Annotated in this window: 25 protein-coding genes; 10 read left to right on the top strand and 15 right to left on the bottom strand. The window is 66.3% G+C overall.

The window, feature by feature from the left end:
- Window positions 1-15 precede the first annotated feature (15 nt).
- The 3 genes from ACFPPA_RS05200 to htpX all read right to left on the bottom strand — a co-directional run bounded on the left by ACFPPA_RS05200 (window position 16) and on the right by htpX (window position 3,260).
- Entirely contained in the window at window positions 16-210 is a 195-nt protein-coding gene (locus ACFPPA_RS05200; protein WP_377317930.1) for a hypothetical protein, read from the bottom strand.
- A gap of 179 nt (window positions 211-389) precedes the next feature.
- Window positions 390-2,258 (bottom strand): molecular chaperone HtpG, encoded by a 1,869-nt coding sequence (gene htpG / locus ACFPPA_RS05195; RefSeq protein ID WP_377317928.1) that lies wholly within the window; start codon window positions 2,256-2,258, stop codon window positions 390-392.
- A gap of 108 nt (window positions 2,259-2,366) precedes the next feature.
- Window positions 2,367-3,260: a protease HtpX gene (gene htpX / locus ACFPPA_RS05190; RefSeq protein WP_377317926.1), complete on the bottom strand. Its 894-nt coding sequence runs from the start codon at window positions 3,258-3,260 to the stop codon at window positions 2,367-2,369.
- Between the two features lie 187 nt (window positions 3,261-3,447).
- On the opposite strand from htpX, the gene gluQRS reads away from it, so the two are divergent.
- The 3 genes from gluQRS to ACFPPA_RS05175 all read left to right on the top strand — a co-directional run bounded on the left by gluQRS (window position 3,448) and on the right by ACFPPA_RS05175 (window position 6,516).
- A complete protein-coding gene (gluQRS, locus tag ACFPPA_RS05185) occupies window positions 3,448-4,314 on the top strand; it encodes a tRNA glutamyl-Q(34) synthetase GluQRS (RefSeq protein WP_377317924.1) in 867 nt (288 codons plus the stop codon).
- A 107-nt stretch (window positions 4,315-4,421) separates the two neighbouring features.
- Window positions 4,422-5,162 (top strand): acetoacetyl-CoA reductase, encoded by a 741-nt coding sequence (gene phbB, locus ACFPPA_RS05180; RefSeq protein WP_377317922.1) that lies wholly within the window; start codon window positions 4,422-4,424, stop codon window positions 5,160-5,162.
- Window positions 5,163-5,565: 403 nt separating this feature from the next.
- Complete coding sequence (locus tag ACFPPA_RS05175) at window positions 5,566-6,516, top strand: SEL1-like repeat protein (RefSeq protein ID WP_377317920.1); 951 nt, start codon at window positions 5,566-5,568, stop codon at window positions 6,514-6,516.
- A gap of 130 nt (window positions 6,517-6,646) precedes the next feature.
- On the opposite strand, the gene ACFPPA_RS05170 is transcribed toward ACFPPA_RS05175, so the two are convergent.
- Window positions 6,647-7,456 (bottom strand): tRNA threonylcarbamoyladenosine dehydratase, encoded by an 810-nt coding sequence (locus ACFPPA_RS05170; RefSeq protein ID WP_377317918.1) that lies wholly within the window; start codon window positions 7,454-7,456, stop codon window positions 6,647-6,649.
- Window positions 7,457-7,606: 150 nt separating this feature from the next.
- On the opposite strand from ACFPPA_RS05170, the gene ACFPPA_RS05165 reads away from it, so the two are divergent.
- Complete coding sequence (locus ACFPPA_RS05165; RefSeq protein WP_377317916.1) at window positions 7,607-7,996, top strand: cytochrome C; 390 nt, start codon at window positions 7,607-7,609, stop codon at window positions 7,994-7,996.
- A gap of 26 nt (window positions 7,997-8,022) precedes the next feature.
- Here ACFPPA_RS05165 and ACFPPA_RS05160 read toward each other — a convergent pair whose 3' ends face one another.
- From ACFPPA_RS05160 to ACFPPA_RS05135, 6 genes are all read right to left on the bottom strand, one after another.
- The gene (locus tag ACFPPA_RS05160) at window positions 8,023-8,325 is read right to left on the bottom strand and encodes an Mpo1-like protein (RefSeq protein ID WP_377317914.1); all 303 of its coding nucleotides are present in this window, start codon (window positions 8,323-8,325) and stop codon (window positions 8,023-8,025) included.
- 57 nt (window positions 8,326-8,382) lie between these two features.
- Window positions 8,383-9,258, bottom strand: coding sequence for a pirin family protein (locus tag ACFPPA_RS05155; protein WP_377317912.1), 876 nt, complete (start codon window positions 9,256-9,258; stop codon window positions 8,383-8,385).
- A gap of 20 nt (window positions 9,259-9,278) precedes the next feature.
- A complete protein-coding gene (locus ACFPPA_RS05150) occupies window positions 9,279-10,352 on the bottom strand; it encodes an NADH:flavin oxidoreductase/NADH oxidase (protein ID WP_377317910.1) in 1,074 nt (357 codons plus the stop codon).
- Window positions 10,353-10,405: 53 nt separating this feature from the next.
- Window positions 10,406-11,311 carry an alpha/beta hydrolase family protein gene (locus ACFPPA_RS05145; protein ID WP_377317908.1) on the bottom strand — a complete coding sequence of 302 codons (906 nt, stop codon included), beginning with the start codon at window positions 11,309-11,311 and terminating at the stop codon, window positions 10,406-10,408.
- A 118-nt stretch (window positions 11,312-11,429) separates the two neighbouring features.
- Window positions 11,430-11,639, bottom strand: a complete 210-nt coding sequence (locus ACFPPA_RS05140; protein WP_377317906.1) for a cold-shock protein — start codon at window positions 11,637-11,639, stop codon at window positions 11,430-11,432.
- Between the two features lie 255 nt (window positions 11,640-11,894).
- Window positions 11,895-12,104, bottom strand: a complete 210-nt coding sequence (locus ACFPPA_RS05135; RefSeq protein ID WP_189439646.1) for a cold-shock protein — start codon at window positions 12,102-12,104, stop codon at window positions 11,895-11,897.
- Between the two features lie 345 nt (window positions 12,105-12,449).
- Between ACFPPA_RS05135 and ACFPPA_RS05130 the strand changes: the two genes are divergently transcribed.
- Window positions 12,450-12,905: a hypothetical protein gene (locus ACFPPA_RS05130; RefSeq protein ID WP_377317904.1), complete on the top strand. Its 456-nt coding sequence runs from the start codon at window positions 12,450-12,452 to the stop codon at window positions 12,903-12,905.
- A gap of 19 nt (window positions 12,906-12,924) precedes the next feature.
- Here the strand turns inward: ACFPPA_RS05130 and ACFPPA_RS05125 are convergent, their stop codons facing one another.
- A complete protein-coding gene (locus tag ACFPPA_RS05125) occupies window positions 12,925-14,163 on the bottom strand; it encodes a winged helix-turn-helix domain-containing protein (protein WP_377317902.1) in 1,239 nt (412 codons plus the stop codon).
- 193 nt (window positions 14,164-14,356) lie between these two features.
- Between ACFPPA_RS05125 and ACFPPA_RS05120 the strand changes: the two genes are divergently transcribed.
- Entirely contained in the window at window positions 14,357-14,746 is a 390-nt protein-coding gene (locus tag ACFPPA_RS05120) for a hypothetical protein (RefSeq protein ID WP_377317900.1), read from the top strand.
- A gap of 114 nt (window positions 14,747-14,860) precedes the next feature.
- A complete protein-coding gene (locus tag ACFPPA_RS05115; protein WP_377317898.1) occupies window positions 14,861-15,955 on the top strand; it encodes a phospholipase A in 1,095 nt (364 codons plus the stop codon).
- Window positions 15,956-16,037: 82 nt separating this feature from the next.
- Here the strand turns inward: ACFPPA_RS05115 and ACFPPA_RS05110 are convergent, their stop codons facing one another.
- Window positions 16,038-16,520, bottom strand: coding sequence for an FKBP-type peptidyl-prolyl cis-trans isomerase (locus ACFPPA_RS05110; protein WP_377317896.1), 483 nt, complete (start codon window positions 16,518-16,520; stop codon window positions 16,038-16,040).
- Window positions 16,521-16,636: 116 nt separating this feature from the next.
- Here ACFPPA_RS05110 and dacB point away from each other — a divergent pair, with 116 nt between their 5' ends.
- The gene (gene dacB, locus ACFPPA_RS05105) at window positions 16,637-18,169 is read left to right on the top strand and encodes a D-alanyl-D-alanine carboxypeptidase/D-alanyl-D-alanine endopeptidase (RefSeq protein WP_377317894.1); all 1,533 of its coding nucleotides are present in this window, start codon (window positions 16,637-16,639) and stop codon (window positions 18,167-18,169) included.
- A 16-nt stretch (window positions 18,170-18,185) separates the two neighbouring features.
- Here dacB and ACFPPA_RS05100 read toward each other — a convergent pair whose 3' ends face one another.
- Both ACFPPA_RS05100 and pncB read right to left on the bottom strand, forming a co-directional pair.
- Window positions 18,186-18,671, bottom strand: coding sequence for a glutathione peroxidase (locus ACFPPA_RS05100; protein ID WP_377317892.1), 486 nt, complete (start codon window positions 18,669-18,671; stop codon window positions 18,186-18,188).
- A 118-nt stretch (window positions 18,672-18,789) separates the two neighbouring features.
- Entirely contained in the window at window positions 18,790-19,974 is a 1,185-nt protein-coding gene (pncB, locus tag ACFPPA_RS05095) for a nicotinate phosphoribosyltransferase (RefSeq protein WP_377317890.1), read from the bottom strand.
- Window positions 19,975-20,579: 605 nt separating this feature from the next.
- On the opposite strand from pncB, the gene ACFPPA_RS05090 reads away from it, so the two are divergent.
- On the top strand, window positions 20,580-21,407 hold the full coding sequence (locus tag ACFPPA_RS05090) for a cytochrome c (protein WP_377317888.1): 828 nt from the start codon (window positions 20,580-20,582) through the stop codon (window positions 21,405-21,407).
- A 120-nt stretch (window positions 21,408-21,527) separates the two neighbouring features.
- Window positions 21,528-22,631, top strand: a complete 1,104-nt coding sequence (locus tag ACFPPA_RS05085; protein ID WP_377317886.1) for a cupin domain-containing protein — start codon at window positions 21,528-21,530, stop codon at window positions 22,629-22,631.
- A 4-nt stretch (window positions 22,632-22,635) separates the two neighbouring features.
- On the opposite strand, the gene ACFPPA_RS05080 is transcribed toward ACFPPA_RS05085, so the two are convergent.
- Entirely contained in the window at window positions 22,636-23,712 is a 1,077-nt protein-coding gene (locus ACFPPA_RS05080; RefSeq protein WP_377317884.1) for an aminopeptidase, read from the bottom strand.
- Between the last annotated feature and the right edge of the window lie 53 nt (window positions 23,713-23,765).

The raw sequence follows: 23,765 nt of genomic DNA, 5'->3' as shown, positions 1-23,765 counted from the left end.
AACGACGGACCGCGGCTAGATCCGCGCCGTCGGATACAGCCAGCGCGCATGGGTTCGCGTGAGCAGTTCCGGTACGCCGGAACTCTCGTTCCACAACGCCGCACACTGCCGGCAGCGCATCAGGAAGCTCGGCACGTCAGGCTTCGTCGCGAGGCGCTCGAAGCGGTCATAGGGCGCGTGGTAACCGGATTGGCAGTCGGTGCAAAGCATGCGATCAAGCAAGTCGAGGAAGGACGGCGGTCGTTGACGGGCGGGTGCCGACGAGAGCGCGGCACAGCTTACGCCACCCTCGCCGCCAACTCGACCCGCCACCGCACGGCATGCCGCGCCCGCAAGAGAAAAGCCCGCCGGGTGGCGGGCTTTCTCACTTCAAGACGGCGCGGCGCGTCTTATCCCAGCAGCACCCGGTTCATCCGCTGCACGAACGCCGCCGGGTCCGGCAGCTGCGCGCCCGCGGAAATCTCCGCCTGCTCCAGCAGCAGGGTGGCGAGGTCGCGCGCCTTGGCCTCGTCGGCCTCGGCTTCCACCCGCTTGACCAGGGCGTGCGCCGGATTGATCTCCAGCGTGGGCCTGGACTCGGGCAGGTCCTGGCCGGCCTCGCGCAGCAGGCGGGCCAGATGCGGCGCCATCTCGTAGTCGCTGAGGGCCAGGCACGAAGGCGAGTCGGTGAGGCGGGCGGAAACCTTCACCTCACCCACGCGATCGCCGAGCAGGTCCTTGAGCTTCTTCAGCAGCGGCTCGGCCTCCTTGCTGGCCTCCTCCTGCTTTTTCTTGTCGGCCTCGTCCAGCGGCACGTCGCCCTTGGCCACGCTCTTGAGCTTCTTGCCCTCGTACTCGCTCAGGCTGCCGATCATCCACTCGTCGATGCGGTCGAACATCAGCAGCACTTCGATGCCCTTGGCCTTGAATGCTTCCAGCTGCGGGCTGCCCGCGGCGGCGGCGTAGCTGTCGGCGGTGATGTACCAGATCGCGTCCTGGCCCACGGGCATGCGGCCGATGTAGTCGTCCAGCGAGACATCCTGCCTGGCCGCCTCGCCCCTGGTCGAGGCGAAGCGCAGCAGCTTGGCGATGCGCTCGCGGTTGTTGGCGTCCTCGCTGATGCCTTCCTTGAGCGTGTTGCCGAACGCCTGGTAGAACGTGGCGAATTTTTCCGGCTCGTCCTTGGCCAGCTTCTCGATCAGGTCGAGTACGCGCTTGACGCAGGCGGCCTTGATGCGGTCGAGCTGGCGGTTCTTCTGCAGCAGTTCGCGGCTGACGTTGAGCGGCAGGTCGTCGGCGTCGACCACGCCGCGCACGAAGCGCAGGTAGTTCGGCAGCAGTTCCTCGGCGGCGTCCATCACGAACACGCGCTTGATGTACAGCTTCAGTCCCTTGCGCTCGTCGCGGCCGCCCATCATCAGGTCGAACGGCGGCTGCGAGGGCAGATACAGCAGGGTGGTGAAGCTCTGGCTGCCCTCGACGCGGTTGTGCGTCCAGGCCAGCGCGTCGTTGAAGTCGTGGCCGAGCGACTTGTAGAAGCTCTGGTAGTCCTCGTCGGAGATGTCGGCCTTGGGCTTGGTCCAAAGCGCCGAGGCGGTGTTGGCGGTTTCCCACTCGTCGGTGGGCTTGTCGTCCTTCTCCTTGGGCATGCGGATCGGGAAGGCAACGTGATCGGAATACTTGCGGATCAGCGAGCGCAGCTGCCAGCTCTTGAGGAACTCGTCCTCGTCGGCCTTCAGGTGCAGGATGACCGAGGTGCCGCGTTCGGCCAGCTCGACCTGCTCGAGCGAATACTCGCCCTTGCCGTCGCTTTCCCACTTCACGCCCTCGGACGCCGGCGCATCGGCGCGACGGCTCAGCACGGTGACCTTGTCGGCGACCACGAAGGCGGAATAGAAGCCCACGCCGAACTGGCCGATCAGGCGCGCATCCGCCTTCTGCTGGCCCGACATCGCCTCGAGGAAACGGCGCGTGCCGGAGCTGGCGATGGTGCCGATGTTGGCCACCACCTCGTCGCGATTCATGCCAACGCCGTTGTCGCGCACGGTGATGGTGCGCGCGGCCGGATCCCAGCTCACGTCGATGTGCAGCTCGCTGTCGCCGGCGGACAACTCCGGGTTCGCGATCGACTCGAAGCGCAGCTTGTCGCAGGCGTCGGAGGCGTTGGAGATCAGCTCGCGCAGGAAGATCTCCTTGTGCGAGTACAGCGAGTGCGTGACCAGGTGCAGCACCTGGGCGACTTCGGCTTCGAACTTGCGGGTTTCGGCGGGTGCGTTCATGCGTGGGCGACTCTCATCAGACTTGAAGGATTGAAGATGGAACAAAACAGGTGTTGGCGAGGTGTCGACGCTGCCGACCCCTCGCACGCCTATCCCGCGGGAGAGGGGTCAGGCGCGAGCGCCGCCCTGCAGCACGGCGATGCGCTGGTCCAGCGGCGGATGACTCATGAACAGCGCCTTCAGGCCCTCGGCCAGCGGGCCGGAGATGCCGAAGGCGGCGATCGTGCCGGGCAGCGTGCTGGCGCCGTGGTTCGCCTGCAACCGCTGCAGTGCGGAGATCATCGCACCGCGGCCGGCGAATGTCGCACCGGCCGCATCGGCGCGGAACTCGCGCCAACGCGAAAACGCCGCCACGATCATCGAGGCGAACAGGCCGAACACCACCTGCAGCACCATCACCACCACGAAGTAGCCGAGGCCGCCGCCGCGGTTGTTGCTGCTGCCGGAGAGCCAGCTGTCCACCGCGCGACCGACGAGGCGCGCGGCCAGGATCACCAGCGTGTTGAGCACGCCCTGGATCAGGGTCAGCGTGACCATGTCGCCGTTCGCCACATGGCCGATCTCGTGGCCGAGCACGGCGTTGACCTGCTCGCGATTCATCTGCTGCAGCAGGCCACTGCTGACGGCGACCAGCGCACTGTTCTTGGTCATGCCGGTGGCGAACGCGTTCATCTCCGGTGCGTCGTAGATCGCCACCTCGGGCATGCCGATGCCGGCCGCCTGCGCGTGCCGGCGCACGGCATCCAGCAGCCAGCGCTCGGTCTCGTTCTGCGGCTGGGCGATCACCCGCGCGCCGGTGGAGCGCTTGGCGATCCACTTCGACAGGGCCAGCGAGATGAACGCGCCGCCCATGCCGAACACCGCGGCAAATGCCAGCAGGCCGCCCATGCCGCCATAGCCACGAGCCGCCGCCATCTGATCGATGCCGAAGATACGGCAGACGATGCTCAACAGCAGCAGGACGGCAAGGTTGGTGGCGATGAACAATGCAATGCGACGCATGGCTGTCTCTCGGGTGGCAGTCATGAAGGAACGGGGCGGCATTTGCCGCCCCTGATTATTCGGGGCGGCAAGCGGCCGTTTCAAGGGTGTGACGGCCGCCACATCTTCGCCGTCGACTTCCGCTGGCGGCCATTTCCCGGTCACTATGTCGCACTAGCCGGCCACCGAGTCACCCTAGAATATTCGCATGACCTACCGCGGCCGCTTTGCTCCCTCCCCCACCGGACAACTGCATTTCGGCTCGCTGGTCGCCGCCGTCGGCAGCTGGTTGTGTGCACGCCATGCCAATGGCCAGTGGCTGCTGCGGATGGAGGACATCGACCCGCCGCGCGAGGTCGCCGGCGCGGCCGCCAGCATCCTCGCCACGCTGCCGGCGTTTGGCCTGGTGGCGGATGCACCGACGCTGTTCCAGTCGCAGCGCAAGGCGGCGTATGACGCCGCGTTCGAGCAGCTGCGCACGGCCGACCTGGTGTTCCCGTGCACCTGCAGCCGCAGCGAACTGGCCGCCAGCGGCGGCATCCATCGGGATGGTCGGTGCGTCAAGCCGGCCCGGCCGGAACGCACCCCCGCGTGGCGCCTGCGGGTGCCGGATGTGGAGGTGACTTTCGACGATGCGCTGCAGGGTCCGCAAGGCGAAAACCTGCGCGAGCTGGTCGGCGATTTCGTGATACGCCGCGCCGACGGTTTCTATTCCTACCAGCTGGCCTGCGTGGTGGACGATGCGTACCAGGGCATCACCGAAGTAGTGCGCGGCCACGACCTGCTCGACTCCACCGCGCGACAGATCTGGCTGCAACGCTGCCTGGGCCTGCCGACGCCCGCCTACCGGCACCTGCCGGTGGTACTCGACGCCGACGGCAACAAGCTGTCCAAGTCCGCCCAGGCATGGCCGATCGACCCGGCCGATCCCACGCCGACCCTGCGCCGCGCGCTGGCCTTCCTGCAGCGGCCGCTGCCGACCCTGGTCACCGACGTGGACGGCCTGCTGGCGCACGCGCTGATCGCCTTCGAACCCGCGCTTTTGCCGCAATGCAGCGGTAATTCTTTCGCCTGAGAGGCTATAAAGAAGCAGCGTGCCGGACAGCAGCGCGATGATCTGCAGCATTCATCGGCGATGATCTGGCGCTACCCCTCTGCTTCACCTCACAGGAGATCGGCAACATGACTCAGCGCACGGCATTGGTCACGGGCGGTACCGGCGGCATCGGCACGGCGATCGTCCGCTATCTGGCCGGTCAGGGACACCGCGTGGCCACCAACTACCGCGACGCGAACAAGGCCGAGGCCTGGCGCAAGGCCATGGCCGAAGAAGGCATCGAGGTGTGCATGGTCGAGGGCGACGTCTGCAGCCCGGACGCCAGCGCGGCGATGGTGCGGGCGATCGAGGCCAAGTGCGGGCCGGTCGACATCCTGGTCAACAACGCAGGCATCACCCGCGACTCCACCTTCCACAAGATGGACTACCAGCAGTGGACGGATGTGGTGAACACCAACTTGAACGCCTGCTTCAACGTCACCCGCCCGGTGATCGAGGGCATGCGCGCACGCAAGTGGGGCCGCATCGTGCAGATCAGCTCGATCAACGGCCAGAAGGGCCAGTACGGCCAGGCCAACTACGCCGCGGCCAAGGCCGGCATGCATGGCTTCACCATCTCGCTGGCGCAGGAGAACGCGAAGTTCGGCATCACCGTCAACACCGTCTCGCCCGGCTACGTGGGCACCGACATGGTGATGGCCGTGCCCGAGGAAGTGCGCGAGAAGATCGTGGCGCAGATCCCGCTCGGCCGCCTCGGCCGGCCGGATGAGATCGCCCACGCCGTGGCGTTCTTCACCGGCGACCAGGCCAGCTGGATCACCGGCGCGAACCTGGCCATCAACGGCGGGCACTACATGGGCTGGTGACAAAACAGGAGTGAGTGAAGAGGAGGGAGAGTCGAGAGAAACGGCACAGCTACTCTCTTTTCTCACTCCTCCACACTCACTTCTCACCCGCCGAGCCGAAGCGGCACGACCCGACGGTCACCCGCCAACCATCCCGGAAGCGCCGCGACCCGTGAGTCCGGAGCACGCCATCGCACCACTTCGGCTGGAACGTCGATGCCCGCAACGGGAAGTCCGGTGACTCCAGATCACTAACTACGAAGAGTGGTGTACATTGCATGCGCATTGGTGCATGATTTTCATCGCGAAGCCGATTCCAGCCATGGATCGGGCTTTGCGCCGCGAAATGACGGGCGAATTTTCGGAATGAAGGGGAAGTGCGAGTCGAGGCGGGACCAACCCAGGCCATACGGAGGAATCAGTCATGAAAATGCACGACTTTCCACGGGTTCACCTGCAGCGCGGGCTGCCGGCCATCGCCTGCCTGCTGTTGGCATTCCCCCTTGCGGCCATCGGCCAGATTTACCGGGGTACTTCCTCCATGCCGTCGCCGGGCCATCCCACCGCGGCCTCTTATGACTCGGACCCCGACTTCGGCTCACAGTCATTCGGGCACGACAACACACCGGAAGCCGACGCCAGACCGGGCGAGTATTACTTCAGGATTGCCGCCGCGGCCTTCAGAAAAAAACAGTATGACTACGCGATCGACATGTACACCATCGCGGCATCCTGGGCCTACAAGCCGGCCGAGTACAACCTGGGCGTGATGTATTTTCGTGGACAGGGCGTTCCCGTGGATCGCCCCCTCGGCACGGCGTGGATGGTGCTGGCCGCGGAGCGCGACACCGAGCACTACGTCGCGGTGCGCGACCTGTTTGTCAGCTTGCTCGACGACGCCGAGTTCAGCAAGGCCGATGCATTGTTTGGCCAGTTGCAACCCACCTACGGCGATGCCACCGCCCTGCACAAGGCCGAAGTGCGCTGGGCGCAGACGCGTGCGGCGATGACCGGCTCGCACGTTGGCGGTGTCACGGGCCCGCTGAGCATAGGAGCTCCCGGTGGCACGGGTCGCGGCGGGACTGCCGCCCTCGTCGTCAACCAGAATGTCAGGGGTACCCAGCTTGCCGGGGGGCGACCGAGCATGAACATGCTTATCGGGGCCCAGCAGTCCGTGAACGCCACGGTGTTTCAGGAAGACCACCTGCAGGGCACGATCGCCTACCGGCAATTCCGTCTGAGCGATAATCCGTACGACGTGAAGTTCCTCAACAATTCGATCGGCATCACGTCGGTCGGACCATTGCAGGTGATCAAGCACAAACCTGACGCCTCCCCATCCGACAAGTCTGCCGAAGATACGCCGCACGACTGAGCGCCAGGGGACTGCAACCCGTCGCCCTCTCCTTCCTGGGAAACGGCTTGGGCAAGTAGTCGCTCCCTCGTGTCGTGCACGACAGCGCCGCTTCGATCGGGCTCCTTCGCGCGAGCACCTGCTGCTCGCCTCAGCCCTCTCCCCGTTGGGTGGAGGGGGCAGCGAGCAGCTTCTCCAGCACCTTGCCCACCGCGGCAAAGGCAAACGCGCCGGTGACGTGGGTGGCCGCGCCCAGCCCGCCGCCGCAGGCCAGGTTCAGCGCATCGCCACCGGGTGGACGGGTGCCGCACACCGTGCCGTCCGGTTGCGGGTACTGCACGTTCTGCAGCGAATAGACGGCTGAAACACCGAAGTAGCGATCCGGGTTGCGCGGGAAATTGAAGTCGGTGCGGAGCTTCTTGCGGATCAGGCTGAACATCGCGTCGTGCTCGGTGCGCGACAGGTCGCGCACGCGGATCTGGGTCGAATCGGTGCGCCCGCCGGCCGAACCCACGCTGACGATCGGCAGCTTGCGCCGACGGCACCAGGCGATCGTCTCCAGCTTCACCCGGAACGCGTCGCAGGCATCGAGCACCACGTCGTAGCCGCGATCGAGCAGCTCATCCAGCGTGGACGGGGTGAGGAAACGCTCGATCGCCTCCAGCCGTATGGTCGGATTGATCGCATGCGCGCGTGCGGCCATCACGCCGACCTTGGGCTTGCCGAACTCGCCGTCCAGCGCGTGCAGCTGGCGGTTGGTGTTGGACACGCAGACCTCGTCGGCGTCGATCAGGGTGAGCCGGCCCACGCCGCTGCGTGCCAGCGCCTCGGCGGCCCACGAGCCGACGCCGCCGACGCCGATCACGCAGACATGCGCCTGCGCCAGCGTGGCCACGCTGCCGGAGCCATAGAGCCGCTCGACGCCGGCGAAGCGCTCGGCCGGAAAGCTCGCGTCATTCATGCGCTGCCGCCGGTGACGGCGCTGGTCTGTCTTGAAGTATCACGGGTCTGCCCGATGGTGAGGAATGTCATTTTATCGCGCCTGCATGGATGCGACGCACCCGTGCAGGCTATCCTTGCGCCCTTCTTCGTCACCGATGGAACCGAACCGATGCGTGTTGCCCTGATGATTCTGCTGGGACTGGTGATCGGCATCCTGGGTACGGTCAACGTGATGAGCGCGCTGGACGCGCGCCATCCGATGCCCAAGGCGGTGATGCACACGATGGGCTACCACATGGGTGAACTCGCTCATGCGCTGAAGGCGAAGCAGTGCGACGCCGCGCAGGTCCGGCACCATCTGGAGCGGCTGCAATCCACCGCCACCGATATCGTGCCGGTGTTCGGCATCGCCGAAAAAGACTTCACCGGCAAGGCCACCGAACTGCAGACCCGCCTGCAACAGGCGCTGCAACCCGCGCCGACGAGCTGTGCGGCGCTGGCCACGGCGATCAAGCCGATCGACGACGCCTGCAAGAGCTGCCACCAGCAATACCGCTGAGGTCCCCGCCGCGGCGACGGCACGGGCTAGAAGCGGATCTTGCCGCTCAGCATCTGCCCATACATCACCCAGTCGCCGAGCAGGCTGTACAGCGGGTGCCTGAACGTGGCGGGCCGGTTCTTTTCGAAGCCGTAGTGGCCGATCCAGGCAAAGCCGTAGCCGGCCACCGGCGCCAGCCAAAGCCAGCGCCACTCGCCACTCCACAGCGCAAGCAACACCACCCCGAGCACCAGGCTGCTGCCGACGAAGTGCAGGCGACGACAGGTGCGGTTGCGGTGTTCGCCCAGATAGAAGGGGTAGAACTCGCTGAAACTGCTGAAACCGGACATGTCGTACTCCGTCAGGAATGCAGCTGATTCTGCCACGCCGGGACGGCCGTGCGTCGCTCAGACCAGCGGCAACGGGATGAACTCGTCCTCGTCGCCCGGCACCGTGCCGAACGCCTGCGCCTGCCAATCGGCCTTGGCCCGCTCGATCCGCTCGCGCGTGCTGGCCACGAAGTTCCACCACAGGTGTCGTTCGCCATCCAGCGGCGCGCCGCCGAACAGCATCAGCCGGGTCGGCGCGCCGGCCCGCAGCGCCGGAGCCGACGGCCCGGCCTGCACCGCCATCTGCGTCGCCGCGACGTCGAGTTCGCCCCATTGCACCGCGCCGTCGGTCACGAAGATGCCGCGTTCCCGGTGTTCTTCGGGCACGGCGAGTTCGGCGCCGGCGGCCAGGCTCACTTCCAGCAGGAACATCGGCGCGAACACCTTCACCGGCGACTGCTCGCCATAGGCGCTGCCGGCCACCAGCACGGCCTCGACGCCGGGCAGGCGGATCTGCGGCAAGGCCGCGCGCTCATGATGGTGGAACTCCGGCGCGATCTCGGCATCGCCCTGCGGCAAGGCCACCCAGATCTGCACGCCGTGCAGGGTCTGCCCGTCGCGACGGGGCTCCGGCGGCGTGCGCTCCGAATGCACGATGCCGCGCCCGGCGGTCATCCAGTTCACCTCGCCCGGACGGATGTCGGCCAGGCTACCCAGGCTGTCGCGATGGCGGATCGCGCCGTCGAACAGCCAGGTCACCGTGGCCAGGCCGATGTGCGGATGCGGCCGCACGTCCATGCCGTTGCCGGCGGCAAACACCGCCGGCCCCATGTGATCGAAGAACACGAACGGCCCGACATGACGTGCCTGCAACACCGGCAGCATCCGGCGCACGGTGAAGCCGTCACCCAGGTCATGCAGCTTGCCTTCGATCAGGAACGGTTCTGCTTCCATCGTCTTCTCCACCGCGCGCTCTATTGCCATGCCCGCTGATACTGCACCGGTGCATCGATCTTCGCACCCAGAAGCTGCGCGGCGCGTCTGGGAAAGTACGGGTCGCGCAGGCTTTCGCGGGCGATCAGCACCACGTCGGCCTCGTCGTTGGCGACGATCGCGGCGGCCTGCGCGGGCTCGGTGATCAGGCCGACCGCGCCGGTCGCGATCCCGGCCTCGCGCCGGATCCGCGCCGCAAACGGCACCTGATACCCGGGCCCCAGCGGAATCTGCACGTGGGGCAGCAAGCCGCCGCTGGAGACGTCGATCAGATCCACGCCGAGCGGCTCGAGCTGCTGCGCCAGTTGCACGCTCTGCTCGATATCCCAGCCACGCGGGCCGTCGGCCGGCGCCCAGTCGGTGGCCGAAATGCGCAGCCACAGGGGCAGTTCGGCCGGCCAGACCTGGCGGACGGCGCTGACGATCTCACGCACGATGCGCGTGCGATTGTCGAAGCTGCCGCCGTATTCGTCGCTTCGCCGGTTGCTCAGCGGCGACAGGAACTGGTGCAGCAGATAGCCATGCGCCGCGTGCAGCTCGATCAGTTCGAATCCCGCGGTCAGGGCGCGCTGGGCGGCAGCACGAAAGTCCGCGACAACGGCCTCGATGCCGGCGACGTCCAGCGCCTGCGGCGTGTGCCAGCCGCTGTCGAACGGCAACGCCGAGGGCGCCACGGTCAGCCAGTCGCCCTCGCCGGCGGGCACCGGACCGTGTCCTTCCCATGGACGCCGCGTGCTCGCCTTGCGCCCGGCATGGGCCAGCTGCACGCCGGCGATCGCGCCCTGGGCCTTGATGAAACGGGTGATCGGCTGCCACGCATCCAGCTGGATCTGATTCCACAGCCCGGTATCCTGCGGCGAGATGCGAGCCTGTGCCGATACCGCCGTGGCCTCCGCGATCACCGCACCGGCACCGCCCACCGCGCGGCTGCCCAGATGCACCAGGTGCCAGTCGTTCGGCACGCCCTCGACAGCGGAGTATTCGCACATCGGCGAGACCACCAGACGATTGCGCAAGGTGAGGCTGCGTTGGGTCAACGGTTCGAAAAGATTCATCAGGGGATTCCAGCGCGAATGAGCCACCGAGATGCAGGCGAACTCCGCCGGAATCAAGCGACCGCGCCGGGCGGCGCGACGAACACTGCGTTCCGCGCCTCGAGCCAGCGGGCGATATGCGCCGCGATCGGTGCGGGACTCTTCATCCAGCCGAAGTGATCGGCCGGCTGCTCGCCCAGGTCCGCCGGCGTGATGAGCTCGACCGTGCGGTCGGCGCGGACCAGCTTGTCCAGCAGCCAGTCCAGCGAGGCGGCGGGCCCGAACCAGTCATCGCGCAGGCGCAGCGCCAGCACCGGCAACTGCAGGGCCGCCAGTTGTCGTTCGAAATCCTCAGCCATCCCGTCCACCGCATAGCGTCCGGTGCGCCCGCTACGCGCCCAGTCACGAATCACGCCGCGCGCCTCGTTTCCGCCAAAGCCGATCCGGCGTCCCGGCAGATAACCGAGCAGGTCAGCCAGCAGCGGCGCCAGCGTGTAAGCCAGACCGATCAGCCAGCCATGCCGGAAGCGGCGCCAATAGGGCGACCCGCTGGCCACCAGCAACAGGCCGGCGAACGCATCCGGATGCAGGCTGGCGAACAGTGCACCCAGTTGCCCGCCCAGGCTGTGCCCGCCGATCCAGCAGTTGGCCTGCGGCCAGCGCCCGCGCGCCACCGCCAGGCCGGCGGCCAGGTCATCCTGCAGCAACTCGCGATAGCCCCAGTTGCAGCCGCGGCCGGCGCGAACATCGCTGGAGCCGATGCCGCGCCATTCATGCACGATCATCGCCACGCCGTGCACGGCCAGTGCATCGGCCAGCGCCAGATAGTGCTTCGCCGGTATGCCCATGGCTGGAATCCAGTAGATCAACTGGCGCCATTCCGCGGCCGGCTCGCTCCCGAGCAGGTCGAAGCGGCAGCCGTCGGTAGCGGATACCGGGATCACCAGCGGCTCCTTCACCGTGGTCGCTGTCGCGGGCATCGGGTCGGATGCATTTTCAGACAAGGGGTCGGCCATCCCGACAGGCTAGCGAATTGGCGTGACCACCACAAAAAAGGGCCGGCATGCGCCGGCCCTTGCTGATCCCGTCAATTGCAGATCAAACAGGGGTGACGTCCTCGGCCTGCAGGCCTTTCTGGCCATCGACAACCTTGAAGCTCACTTTCTGGCCTTCCTGCAGGCTCTTGAAGCCCGAACCCGTGATGGCGCGAAAATGCACAAATACGTCGGGGCCGCTCTCACGACTGATAAAGCCGAAACCCTTCGCGTCATTGAACCACTTGACTGTACCCACTTCACGATCCGACATGACTCACTCCGATCCATTCCAGACTCTGAGACAAACCGGCCCAACGGGCCGACGGCTTACTGGGCGTGACAAGGTCCGGTGCATCGGCGGATTCAGGAAATTCGCGCCGGGCACGCGTGTGGCCAAGCAGACACAGTGGGCCAAGCATAACGGATTTCGCGCATAAAGTGATTTGTCAAGCAGCCTGTCATGACCATTATCCGGGCATGAAAAAACCGGGCATCGCTGCCCGGCTTCCCTGACACGAATACACGATCAGGCCGGAGTCACTTCATCGGCCTGCAGACCCTTCTGGCCCTGTACCACCTTGAAGGAGACCTGCTGGCCTTCCTGCAGACTCTTGAAGCCACCGCCGGTAATGGCGCGGAAATGCACGAAAACGTCCGGACCATTGTCACGGGCAATGAAACCGAAGCCCTTGGCATCGTTGAACCACTTGACGGTACCGATCTGGCGATCAGACATGAACAATCACTCCACAAGGTTTATGGGTTCGCCAGGCACAGGTGCTGCCGGGCGACTTAACTGGTATGCAAGGAAACAACCCTGGAGGTAAACGATGTGGCAGATCGCGGATCGGCTGCATCGGGCCACAGACTCTGCTGACCCCGGCAAACACAGTGGCGCGGATCATAGCGGGAGTCCGGGGTGGAACGGAATGAGTCCGATTCGGCTCTATATTTGTCCGGCGAGCGACAAATTCAGATTTCCTTTACCTCCCACCCTGTCTAGTAGGGGTAATTACCTGACCCACTGTCGGCGAATCGTCCAGGTTCAGTCGGCAAGGTCGCCCCGTTGAGGAGAGCGATAATGATCACCCTGTCCCGTCTGGCCCTGGCCACCACGATTGCCGGCCTGCTGCTGACTGGTTGCGCCGAGCACCCCGCTGCCCGGTCGACGAAGGTATCGACCTCATCGGCGACGGTAACGACAACGGAAACCGGCACAGTGCACCGCCAGCACAGCGTGGCCTCCGGCAGCCGAACCGCCACCGAGGCGAACCTGCCCGATCGCACCGGCATCCCCGCCTGCGACGACTACCTGTCCAGCTATCTGGCCTGCCACCGCGCAGCCGCCATTTATGCGCCGGACCAACTGCAATACCGCTACCAGGCCATGCGTACCAGCCTGCTGCGCGATTCGCGGAACCCGGACATTCGCCCGCAACTGGGAGCGCGGTGCAACTCGCTGGCCACCCAGCTGCGCCAGGCCCTGCATGGCAAATCGTGTGCGGAGAACCCGGCCCCGGCCGCCAGTACCCCTTGAGCGCACGCGCCGCCGCCACTCAGGCGGCGCTGTCGAGTGCGGCGCGCAGCGAGCGGGCCAGTCCGGCTGGCTGGGTCCGGCCCAACCGGACTTCCGGAGTGCCATGCCAACGCGCCGTGTCGGCAATCGTCGCGGCCAGGGCCTTCACCAGCAGCGGTCCGGCGCTCACCCCCGGCTCCAGAAAAAGGGCCTTGATCTCGAACACCCCGTCGCCGCGATGGGCCTTGGCATCCAGCCGGCCGACCAGCCGGCCGCGATGCAGGATCGGCAGCACGTAGTAGCCGTAACGTCGCTTTGCGGCCGGCGTATAGCACTCGAGCGTGTAGTCGAAATCGAACATCGCCCGTACCCGCGCGCGATCCCATACCAGCGGATCGAACGGCGACAGCAGCGCGGTGTGGGTAGCACGCAGGCGACCGTGCAAGGCCTTGTCCAGCAAGCCGGCGTGGTCGCGGTGCACATAGCCAGGGCTGGTCCATCCCTGCACTTCAACCGCCAGCAGCTCGCCGCTGGCCAGCAACGGCGCCAGCTCCCGCTGGGTCACCTTCGGCCTCAGCCGGAAATAGTCGGCGATCCAGCCGGCCGGGGTCACGCCCAGCGCGCGCACGCTGTCGAGTATGAAGCGTTGCCGCTGGTCCGCGGCGGAACGCGTGGCGATGGCCGGATCCAGTGGCGGGTCCAGCGCGGCGAGCACATGTTCGGCCAGGTCGTACACACGCTGGAAATTCTCGCGCCGCGCCACCATCAGCTCGCCCAGGGCGAACCACGCCTCCAGCCAGCGCTTCTCCGGTTTCCATGCCCACCAGCCCGGCTTGCCCGCGGCTTCCTTGCTGGCAAAGTCGGCCGCGCGCACCGGACCGGAGGCGCGAATGCCGGCAAGCAGTGCATCCATGTCGGTACGCTGCTCGCGATGCATCCGGGCCGCGTGCCGCTGCGCCCAATGGTGCATGCGCTGGTCCTGCCCGCCCCGGTGCCATGCAAAATCCGCGGCACTGACAAAGCACGCCTCGTGGGCCCAGCATTCGGCCAGTTGCCCCCGGGCGAGCGCCTCGTCCAGCCAGGCCATCGGATAGTCGCCAAGGCGCGCATGCAGCACCAGATAGGGGCTGCGCGCCACCACGTGGATGGTATCGATCTGCAGCAGGCGCATCCGCTCGATCGTGGCCACCACGTCGTTGCGTCGTGGGCGTCGGCGCAACGGCCGCAGCAGGCCCTGGGCAGCGAGTTGCAGCAGCCGCGCCTGGCCAGCACTCAGCATGTGGCGACCAGCTGAAGCGGTGCCCAACGACACCGCTTCTTCACGGCCGGATGGGCAGGATATTGAGCCGGCATTTACAAAGTCCCTGCTAGCTTGAATCTCGAGTTGGGCCACCGGCACGGAAGTACCTCGCCCGATGAATGGCGGATATCCGCACAACCTCACCGAAGCATTCTGGCATGGAGTCTTGACCATGAAATCACGCAAGCCATTGTTGACCGTCGTTACCGCTTCCGCGTTGCTGTTCGCCGGCAGCCTGCTGGCACAGGACACACCTGCAACGTCACCGCCCGCCGAACCGGCAGCGGCAACATCGGCAGCCGCTCCCGCCACGGCTACGCCGACAGCCACCGCCACCCTGAACACGCCATCCGGCGAACTGGTTGTGCACTCGGTCATGCCTCCGCCGCCGGAGGCCGGCCCGGCCCCGGATTTCAAACAATTGTCCGGTGGCGGAAAATACATCACCGAGGATCAGGCCGCAGCCTACCCGCTGCTCGCCAACGATTTCCTGTATGCCGACCACAATCGCGATGGTCGCATCAGCAAGAGCGAATACGAGCACTGGTTGTCGAACAAGTAATCCGCCCCGCCCCTTGCGCCGGCCGCCCCCGCGGCCGGCGCCTTCATGTGCCAGTCACGGTAGCTTGAAGCCGAGCCGCTAGACTGGCGCGCCGCCCCGTCTGGAACCCTATTCATGAAGCGATTGACTGCTGCCGTCTTGGCGGTGCTGTCCGCAGGCATCGTTGCCAGTCCGCTGCACGCGCAGAACCCGGACCCGACCGATATCCGGGGCTGCACCGCGATCGAGAGCGATGCGCAACGGCTGGCCTGTTACGACCAGGTGACCGGCCGGGTGAACCTGCCGGTCGCACAGAAACGGGCCGATCGGGAGATCAGCGCTCCGGGCATCTTCAACCGCGACACCAGCAGCGCAGCGGCGGTGGCCGCGACCGGCAACGACGCCGTGGCCAAACCGCTGTCGTTGCTCGACAGTCGCTGGGAGCTGACCCCGGAAAGCAAGCTGGGCACCTTCAACATTCGCGGGTACAAGCCGGTCTACGTGCTGCCGGCCTTCGCCACCAGCAACCAGAACGAGCAGCCGCACAGCCCCAACCCCGACAATACCGTGGCTCAGGGCGAACAGCTGGACAACATCGAAGCCAAATTCCAGCTCAGCCTGAAAACCAAGGTATGGCAGGGTGTTTTCGGTGATGACGGCGACGTGTGGGTGGGCTATACCCAGTCCTCGCGCTGGCAGATCTACAACACCCGGCTGTCGCGTCCGTTCCGCGAGACCGACTACGAGCCCGAAGCGATGCTGGTGTTCGACACCCACTATGGGCTGTTCGGCTGGGAGGGCCGGTTGCTGGGCATCGGGGTAGATCATCAATCCAATGGCCGCGGCAACCCGCTGTCGCGTGGCTGGAACCGGGTCATCGCGAATGTCGGCTTCGAGCGCGACGGCTGGACCGTGATGGTTCGCCCCTGGTGGCGCATTCCCGAGTCGAAGAGCACCGACGACAATCCCGACATCAGCAACTACATGGGACGCGGCGAGGTGGAGATCGTGCACGAATGGCATGGCCAGGAGTTCGGCCTGTTGCTGCGCGACTCGCTGCGCGGCGGCAGACGCCAGCATGGCGCCGCCAGGTTCAGCTGGAGCTTCCCGATCGCGGGCAACCTTCGCGGCTACGCCGACGTGTTCAAGGGCTATGGCGAAAGCCTGATCGACTACAACCACAACGCCACCTACGTGGGGCTGGGTGTCTCGCTGCTCGACTGGTATTGAGCCGTCCACCAACGACGACGGCCCGGCGATTCGACATCGCCGGGCCGTCTGTTTCAACGCGCCGCGTCAGATCGCAGGGCGATCAGTGCTGATGGCCACCGGCACCGTGCACGTGGCCGTGTTCCAGCTCTTCCGCACTCGCCTCGCGCACGTCGGTCACTTCGATGGCGAAATGCAGGGTCTTGCCGGCCAGCGGGTGGTTGCCGTCGATGAACACCTTGTCGTCCTCGACCCTGGTCACGGTGACGTTGATCTCACCCTGCGGGCCACGCCCCTGGAACTGCATGCCGGGCTGGATGTCCTCGACGCCCTGGAAAGCTTCCCGCGGCACTTCCTGCATCAGCTCGGCGTGGTGCACGCCGTAGCCCTCTTCGGGTGCCACGTCGGCGGTGAACTTGTCGCCGACCGAACGGCCTTCCATCTGCTTTTCCAGCCCCGGCACGATCTGGCCGCTGCCGTGCAGGTAGGTCAGCGGATCGCGACCTTCGGAACTGTCGATGACCTGGTTCTGGTCGTCGGTCAGCGTGTAATGGAAGGCAGCAACGGAGTTCTGGGCAATCTGCATAAACGTCTCGCGAATAGGTTCAAATCCGCCGGCCAGGTGCCGACACGAGCTGACAAGGTTACCAGAACAACGCCGAACCCCCTGCAGGCGCCGACCGGATTGGCGATACTGGGGGCATGATTCAACTGTCACGATGCTGCCTGCACCACCTGTCCCTCCGCCTGCCGATGGCCGCCTGGCTGCTCGCCGCAACGATGCTGGCGACCGCTGCGGAGCCGCCGGCCGCCGGCAACCAGGCCGCGCTGGCGGCGCGGATCGATGCGCTGATCGATCAACCGCGTTTTTCCGGGGCCAGCTGGGGCATTGCGGTGGTCTCGCTCGACAGCGGGCACACCTTGTTCGCCCATCGGGCCGACCAGTTGCTGCAGCCGGCATCCACCGCGAAGCTGTTCACCGCGGCGCTGAGTCTCTCCACGCTGGGCCCGGAGTACCGGATGCCGACCCGGTTGCTGGCCAGTGGGCGTATCGCGCACGGCCGGCTTCATGGTGATCTGGTTCTTTACGGTACCGGCGACCCCACGCTCGGCACGGCCGGCAGCGCCGACTGGGCCGACCAGTTGGCCAGCCAGATGGCCGCACGCAACGTGACCCTGGTGCGCGGCGACCTGATTGCCGACGACAGTTATTTCGCCGGCCCGGCCTACGGCAGCGGCTGGGAGGCGGATGACCTGCAGAGCTCGTTCGCGGTACCGGCTTCGGCGCTCAGCGTGCAGGAAAATATCGTCCAGGTCACCGTGAGCCCGGGCGCGGCGGCCGGTCGTCCGGCACGGCTGCAGTTCGAGCCGAGCGACGCCCGCCCCGACGTGGCAGGCGAGCTGCTCACCGCCGCGCCGGGCACGCCCGACGACATCAACCTGTATCGCGCGCCGGGCCAGGACACCGTGCATGCGTTCGGCGACATCGCAGCCGATGGCCCGGCACAGCACTTCAAGCTGGCCGTGCCCGATCCGGCACAACTGGCGGGCTTGCAGTTGCGCGAGGCATTGAAGCGTCACGGCATTCGAGTCACCGGCAAGCTGCGGGTGCTGCACTGGCCGCAGGATGATCGCGCCCTGCTCGCACAAGCCGGCCTGCTCGGCGAAGTGCTGTCGCCACCGTTGCAGGAGATCCTGCAACGCGGTCTGAAGCGCTCGCAGAACCTGTACCTGCAGAACCTGTTGCTGAACGTGGGTGCGCATGTGCAAGACCCGGTCGACACCGGGTTCAGCAGTACCGAAAGCCGCGGTATTGCGGTACTCGGGCAATTGCTGGGCGAGATCGGCATCCCGCCATCGGCCAGCCTGCTTGGCGAGGGCACCGGGCTGTCGCGGCGCGATCTGGTCACGCCGCAAGCGCTGGTGCGCATCCTGGTCTACCTGGCGGCTCAACCGTATGCCGCGATGGTGCGCGAGGCGCTGCCGATCGCTGGCGTCGACGGCACCCTGATCGGCCGGATGCGCCGCACCGCCGCCGAAAACAATGTGCACGCGAAGACCGGCAGCATGAGCTACGTGTCCTGCCTGGCCGGTTATGTCACCAGCGCGTCGGGCGAACACCTGGCGTTCGCGATCATGCTCAACAACTACGACCGCCCCGCCGATGCACCGGATGCCAGCACCGACGTGGATGCGATCGCCGTGCTGCTGGCCAACTACCGCGGACGCGACTGAACGCAGGCGTCCGGGTTCAGCCGCCGAGTCGGACCAGCATGTCCTTGCCGATCTTCTCCGGCGTGTCGGTGGAAGCGTAGCGCTTCACCACCTGACCCTCGGTATCGACCAGGAACTTGGTGAAGTTCCATTTGATCGCTTCGCTGCCGAGGATGCCCTTGCCCTCGCTCTTAAGCCACTTGTACAGCGGATCGGCGTTGTCGCCGTTCACCTCGACCTTGGCGAACATCGGGAAGGTGACGTCGTACTGGGTCGTGCAGAAGCTCTTGATCTCGGCCTCGTCGCCGGGTTCCTGATGACCGAACTGGTCGCACGGAAAACCCAGCACCACCAGCCCGATGTCACGCTGGTCCTGCCACAGCGTTTCCAGTCCCTTGTATTGCGGGGTGAAACCACACTTGGACGCGACATTGACGATCAACAGCCTCTTGCCACGCCATTCGGCCAGCGAGCGGGGCTTGCCGTCGATATCGTTGACAGTGAAATCGTAGACACTTGACATGCACGCACTCCGTCGAAAGAAGACCTGATCAGGCAGTCTACGCCATCGCGCCGGTCACCCGGCGAAGTCCGGCCGTGCACCCGCGGGACGCAGCCGCCGGATCGCTACCCGGCGCGGCTCAGTCCTCGACGGCGGGAATCTCGAACACCTGCCGCAGGTACGTCACGTAGGCCTTGTCCTCGCACATGTTCTTGCCGGGCGAATCGCTCAGCTTGGCCACCGGCTGGCCGTTGCAGCGGATCATCTTGATCACGATGTTGAGCGGCTGCGGCCCCACGTCATTGGTGAGGTTGGTGCCGACGCCGAACGCCAGCAGGCAGCGCCCACGGAAGTGCGTGTACAGCTGCATCACCTTGGGAATGTCGAGCCCGTCGCTGAAGACCAGCACCTTGTTGCGCGGATCCACCCGGTTCGCGCCGTAGTGCGCGAGTACCTTCTCGCCCCATTCGAACGGATCACCGGAGTCGTGCCGGGTACCGTCGAACAGCTTGCAGAAGTACATGTCGAAATCGCGCAGGAACGCGTTGAGTCCGTAGACATCGGACAACGCGATGCCGAGATCGCCGCGATACTCCCTCGCCCATGCCTCCAGCGCGGCCACCTGCGAATCACGCAGGCGCGGGCCCAGTGCCTGGTGCGCCTGCAGGTATTCGTGCGCCAGCGTACCCAGCGGGGTCAGCTGCAGCTTGCGCGCCAGCCACACGTTGCTGGTGCCGGCCAGTTGCGCCCCCAGATCGTCACGCAGCGTGGTCACCACTTCCTCATGCCACGTCCGCGAGTAACGCCGACGCGTGCCGTAGTCGGCGATCCGGCAACCCGCGTAGTCCGGCGTATCGCGCAACAGCGCGATCTTCTCGCGCAGTCGCCGTCGACCCTCGGCAAGATCCAGGCCTGCGCTGGTCCGCCGGAAATACACCTCGTTGACGATCGCCAGCAGCGGCACCTCGAACAGGATCGTGTGCAGCCACGGTCCGCGGATGCGGATCTCGATCTCGCCGTTGCCCGCCGCCGCGGGGCTGATCTGCACGTACTTCTCGTTGAGCTGGAACAGCCCCAGGAAATCCACGAAGTCGCTCTTGATGAAGCGCCAGCTGCGCAGATAGTCCAGCTCGTCCACGGTGAAACGCAGCTGGCACAGCGCCGCCAGCTCGGCGCGGATTTCCGCGATGCATGGCACCAGGTCGATGCCCGGGTTGCGACACTTGAAACGGTACTCGACCTGTGCGGCCGGATACTGATGCAGCACCACCTGCATCATCGAGAACTTGTACAGGTCGGTGTCGAGCAGCGAATCGATGATCATCAGTGGCTCAAGCGGGGAAGGGGTTGCCTGCGCCGACCATTATCCATGCCGGAGGCCTCCCCCCGTGAACTGCCCGGCGGAGGCAAAAAAAAACCTCATCAGCCAGGGGAGGACTGATGAGGTTTGTCAGGCGGTCTCCAGAGGAGGAAAGACCAGCCCCTCAGCAACACGGTGATCTGTGCCGCTTCCTGTCGCCCTCACGGCGATACAAAAGGTTAGTGCGGTCGACCGGAAAAAGGTTCAAGGTCTGCCGGGGCGATATTCAGCGCGGCTACAGCTCACTTTCGCGCGCCCCCTCCACGAATACATCGAAGAGCCATTGCTCATCGACGGGATGATCCGCCTCCCGATGGTATCGAGACGTGAAAATGATGTAGACGGCCGAACGAATTTCGAGGGCCGCGTGACCACCCCCACCGAACCCCGGCCGCCCCCGCACACGAGGCGCCGCATGATCGCGCGGTTCGGCGCTACCATCGCCCCACCCGCAGTCGATGGCCGCACCGGATCCGGCCGCTGAAGGGCGTGATCGCGGTGAACCGGCGTGGCTGCCGATGACCGCACGAATCAAGCACACAGGGGCAACTGTCTTGCACGGGAACACCTTGAAACGGTTGTTGGCGGGCCTGGCCCTGAACCTGCTGGCCCTCGCGCCGACGATCCGGGCGGCCGAACTGAAGCTCGAGCTGGGCCATGGCGTCCGCGTCTACCACACCGCCGAGCTGCTGCAGCGCAAGGATGTCCGCCGCATCACGGTACCGGCCGACGTGGCGTTCGGGCGGGTCATGCACTACCGCGCGATACCGCTGCGCGCCCTGCTCGACGGCATAGCGCCCGACGATCATCTGCAGTTCGTCGCCACCGACGGCTTTGCCGCCGAGATTCCGGCCGCGCTGATCCTGAACGGTCACGGCAGTGTGGCCTGGCTGGCGATCGAGGATCCGGCGCAGCCATGGCCGGCGCTTGCCAGCGGCCATGGCCATGCCGGTCCGTTCTATCTGGTCTGGACACAGCCGCAGGCCGCGCACATCGGCCCCGAGCAGTGGCCATACCAGCTCGCCGCGATCCGCCAGCTGGCTGGCGTGGCCGAACGCTTTCCGGCGATCCTGCCCGATCCGTCCCTGCCGGCGGGCAGCGAAGTGCGACGTGGCTTCGCGGTGTTCCAGCGCACCTGCTTCGCCTGCCATACGCTGAACGGCGAGGGTGACGCGAAACTCGGACCGGATCTGAACCTGCCGCACAATCCCACCGAATACCTGGGCAACGAGCTGCTGCGTGCCTACGTCCGCAACCCGCAGTCGCTGCACCGCTGGCCGCAGGCGAAGATGTCCGGCTTCGATCGACAGACGCTGTCCGATGTGGAGCTGGACGCGTTGCTGGCGTATCTGCGGCACATGGCGGGGCGCAAGGCGACGACTGCCGGCGCGCCGTGAGGAGGACACGCCGACCGGAACCGGCCATGCGATCCGCTGCGCACGATCGCGCGCCCTGCCCGTGTCGCACCCATCGGCGGCATACTTCCAGCCATCGCAACCGAGCAGGGATCCCCACGCATGCCTGAAACTGCTGCCGACCCCGAGATCGAACTGGCGGAGTGCGTGCTGCCCGCCGGCAACCTCTCCGAGACCCTGCGCTTCTTCGTCGACACGCTCGGGTTCCGCCTCGACAGCATCATGCCCGCCGATGATCCGCGGATTGCCCAGCTCAGCGGCTACGGCCTGCGCCTGCGGCTGGACACGGCCCATGAAGGCGATGCCGGCGTGCTCCGCCTGGGCACCGCCCGGGGCGTCGACCGCGCAGCGCTCGTCGCACCCAACCGCACCCGCATCGAGTTCGGCCCGGCCCGACTTCCGATACGCCTGCCGCCACTGCAGCCCAGCCCGGGCATCCAGCACTTCGACGACCGGCCGGGCGCCTGGAAATCCGGTCGTGCCGGCATGCAGTACCGCGATCTGATCCCCGATCGCCAGGGCGGCCAGTTCATCGCCTCGCATATCCGCATCCCCGTCGGCGGCCCGGTGGGCGACAACGTGCACTATCACGACATCCGCCTGCAGCTGATCTACTGCCATCGCGGCTGGGTACGCCTGGTTTACGAGGATCAGGGCGACCCGTTCGTGATGCGCGCGGGCGACTGCGTACTGCAACCGCCGCGCATCCGGCATCGGGTGCTGGAATCGTCGGACGGCCTGGAGGTGATCGAGATCGGCAGCCCGGCCGAACACATGACCCATCTGGACCACACGATGCAGCTGCCGACCGGCCGCCGGTTGCCGGCCCGCGATTACGACGGCCAGCGCTTCGTGTTCCACCAGGCGGAAAAGGCGCGCTGGAGCCACCTGCCGGACTCCGGTTGGGCGCTGCGCGACCTCGGTCTCGCCGCAGCCACCGGCGGACTGGTCGATGCGCGGGTGTTGCGCCGGGAACCGGCAAGCGAATCTGCCGACGTGCCCGCATTGCAGGACCGGATGTTCGCGTTTGGCTTCGTGCTGCGGGGAAGCATGAGCCTGCGCGTCGACCGGCTGCCCGCGACGCGGCTGACGGCAGGCGACGCATTCGTGGTTCCGTCCGGCATGCAGCCGCAATTCGACGACTGCTCCGACGACGGGGAACTGCTGCAGGTCGCGCTGCCTGCGTGGCAACCCGCCATGCCCTGACCGTTCAGTCGCGCGGTGCGGTCGCCTGCGTCACGGTCATGTCGCGGGAGGGCAGCAATGACTGCAGCTCGCGATCGCGCCGGGCCTTCGGCTCGTGCGCCAGCTGGCGCACGCTGGCATAGAACGCCGGCCAGCTGCGACCGGCACGCCGGAACAGCACCTCGAACGCGGGCGTCCAGCGATCGTACAGGCCGAACGGCAGCAGCCGCGCATTGTTGATCGGCTGCGCCACCCAGCTGTCGTAGCGATGATCTTTCGGCCACTCGCGTTCGCGCCATCGGGCATAACGGCGGCGGAATGCCGCGATCTCGCGCTGCTTGCCCGCGGCCAGCGTCGCATCGTCGGCGCCGCTGGCGTACAGCGCTTTCAGGCGCTGGCGCAGGTCCAGCACCTGTCGGGTGAAGCCGTCGTCCATGGCCTGCCCGGAATCGTCCTGCGCCGGCAGTCCGCGCGACGAGCGCCACTGGCGCAGTCCTTCGCGCTGCACGAAGGTGGCAAAGGATTCATCGAACGCGGTGTCGCCCCGGGCGTAGATCAGCTGGTGCGCCAGTTCGTGGAAGATCGTGCCGGCCAGCTCGTCGTCGTCCCAGCGCAGCATGCTCGAGAGGATTGGATCGGCGAACCAGCCCAAGGTGGAATACGCCGGGACACCGCCGACCCAGACGTCGTCGCCACGTGCCTGCAATCTCGCCGCGTCGGCCCTGGCGGCGGCCTCGTCGAACCAGCCGCGATAGGCCACGCAGCCGGCGATCGGAAAGCATTGCGGCACCGCTTCCACCGAGAAGCGCGGTGCGGCAAACACGTTCCAGACCACGTAGGGACGATCCAGCGCGACATAACCGGTATAGCTGCGATTGTCCGGCAGGCCCAGTTGGCGCGAGGCGAACCGGCGGGCCTGCTGGGCCAGACGCAGCCGCGTCGCGAGCTTCGGATCGGTGGCCGGGTCGCTCAGCAGCTTGCTGACGGCGCGTCGATGGACGATCAATGCACCCTGCCCCTTCGCCGCCTGGGCGTAATAGCGCAGGCTGCCGCAGGCGCACAGCGCCAGGCCCAGCGCGATGATGGCGATGAGCCTGGACAAGTGTTGGCATGGGCGCAGAAAGCGGAACCGGAACATCCGGTGATTGTGCACCA

The sequence above is a fragment of the Rhodanobacter ginsengisoli genome (genome assembly GCF_042657065.1).
In the GTDB taxonomy this organism is placed as follows: domain Bacteria; phylum Pseudomonadota; class Gammaproteobacteria; order Xanthomonadales; family Rhodanobacteraceae; genus Rhodanobacter; species Rhodanobacter ginsengisoli.
The sequence above is the reverse complement of the archived record's forward strand: the minus strand, read 5'-3'. Positions and strand labels throughout refer to the sequence as shown.

Bases quoted from the DNA above. Each gene is read 5' to 3' on its own strand.
- ACFPPA_RS05200 (WP_377317930.1), bottom strand. From the start codon at position 210: ATGCTTTGCACCGACTGCCAATCCGGTTACCACGCGCCCTATGACCGC.
- htpG (WP_377317928.1), bottom strand. From the start codon at position 2,258: ATGAACGCACCCGCCGAAACCCGCAAGTTCGAAGCCGAAGTCGCCCAG.
- htpX (WP_377317926.1), bottom strand. From the start codon at position 3,260: ATGCGTCGCATTGCATTGTTCATCGCCACCAACCTTGCCGTCCTGCTG.
- gluQRS (WP_377317924.1), top strand. From the start codon at position 3,448: ATGACCTACCGCGGCCGCTTTGCTCCCTCCCCCACCGGACAACTGCAT.
- phbB (WP_377317922.1), top strand. From the start codon at position 4,422: ATGACTCAGCGCACGGCATTGGTCACGGGCGGTACCGGCGGCATCGGC.
- ACFPPA_RS05175 (WP_377317920.1), top strand. From the start codon at position 5,566: ATGAAAATGCACGACTTTCCACGGGTTCACCTGCAGCGCGGGCTGCCG.
- ACFPPA_RS05170 (WP_377317918.1), bottom strand. From the start codon at position 7,456: ATGAATGACGCGAGCTTTCCGGCCGAGCGCTTCGCCGGCGTCGAGCGG.
- ACFPPA_RS05165 (WP_377317916.1), top strand. From the start codon at position 7,607: ATGCGTGTTGCCCTGATGATTCTGCTGGGACTGGTGATCGGCATCCTG.
- ACFPPA_RS05160 (WP_377317914.1), bottom strand. From the start codon at position 8,325: ATGTCCGGTTTCAGCAGTTTCAGCGAGTTCTACCCCTTCTATCTGGGC.
- ACFPPA_RS05155 (WP_377317912.1), bottom strand. From the start codon at position 9,258: ATGGAAGCAGAACCGTTCCTGATCGAAGGCAAGCTGCATGACCTGGGT.
- ACFPPA_RS05150 (WP_377317910.1), bottom strand. From the start codon at position 10,352: ATGAATCTTTTCGAACCGTTGACCCAACGCAGCCTCACCTTGCGCAAT.
- ACFPPA_RS05145 (WP_377317908.1), bottom strand. From the start codon at position 11,311: ATGCCCGCGACAGCGACCACGGTGAAGGAGCCGCTGGTGATCCCGGTA.
- ACFPPA_RS05140 (WP_377317906.1), bottom strand. From the start codon at position 11,639: ATGTCGGATCGTGAAGTGGGTACAGTCAAGTGGTTCAATGACGCGAAG.
- ACFPPA_RS05135 (WP_189439646.1), bottom strand. From the start codon at position 12,104: ATGTCTGATCGCCAGATCGGTACCGTCAAGTGGTTCAACGATGCCAAG.
- ACFPPA_RS05130 (WP_377317904.1), top strand. From the start codon at position 12,450: ATGATCACCCTGTCCCGTCTGGCCCTGGCCACCACGATTGCCGGCCTG.
- ACFPPA_RS05125 (WP_377317902.1), bottom strand. From the start codon at position 14,163: ATGCTGAGTGCTGGCCAGGCGCGGCTGCTGCAACTCGCTGCCCAGGGC.
- ACFPPA_RS05120 (WP_377317900.1), top strand. From the start codon at position 14,357: ATGAAATCACGCAAGCCATTGTTGACCGTCGTTACCGCTTCCGCGTTG.
- ACFPPA_RS05115 (WP_377317898.1), top strand. From the start codon at position 14,861: ATGAAGCGATTGACTGCTGCCGTCTTGGCGGTGCTGTCCGCAGGCATC.
- ACFPPA_RS05110 (WP_377317896.1), bottom strand. From the start codon at position 16,520: ATGCAGATTGCCCAGAACTCCGTTGCTGCCTTCCATTACACGCTGACC.
- dacB (WP_377317894.1), top strand. From the start codon at position 16,637: ATGATTCAACTGTCACGATGCTGCCTGCACCACCTGTCCCTCCGCCTG.
- ACFPPA_RS05100 (WP_377317892.1), bottom strand. From the start codon at position 18,671: ATGTCAAGTGTCTACGATTTCACTGTCAACGATATCGACGGCAAGCCC.
- pncB (WP_377317890.1), bottom strand. From the start codon at position 19,974: ATGATCATCGATTCGCTGCTCGACACCGACCTGTACAAGTTCTCGATG.
- ACFPPA_RS05085 (WP_377317886.1), top strand. From the start codon at position 21,528: ATGCCTGAAACTGCTGCCGACCCCGAGATCGAACTGGCGGAGTGCGTG.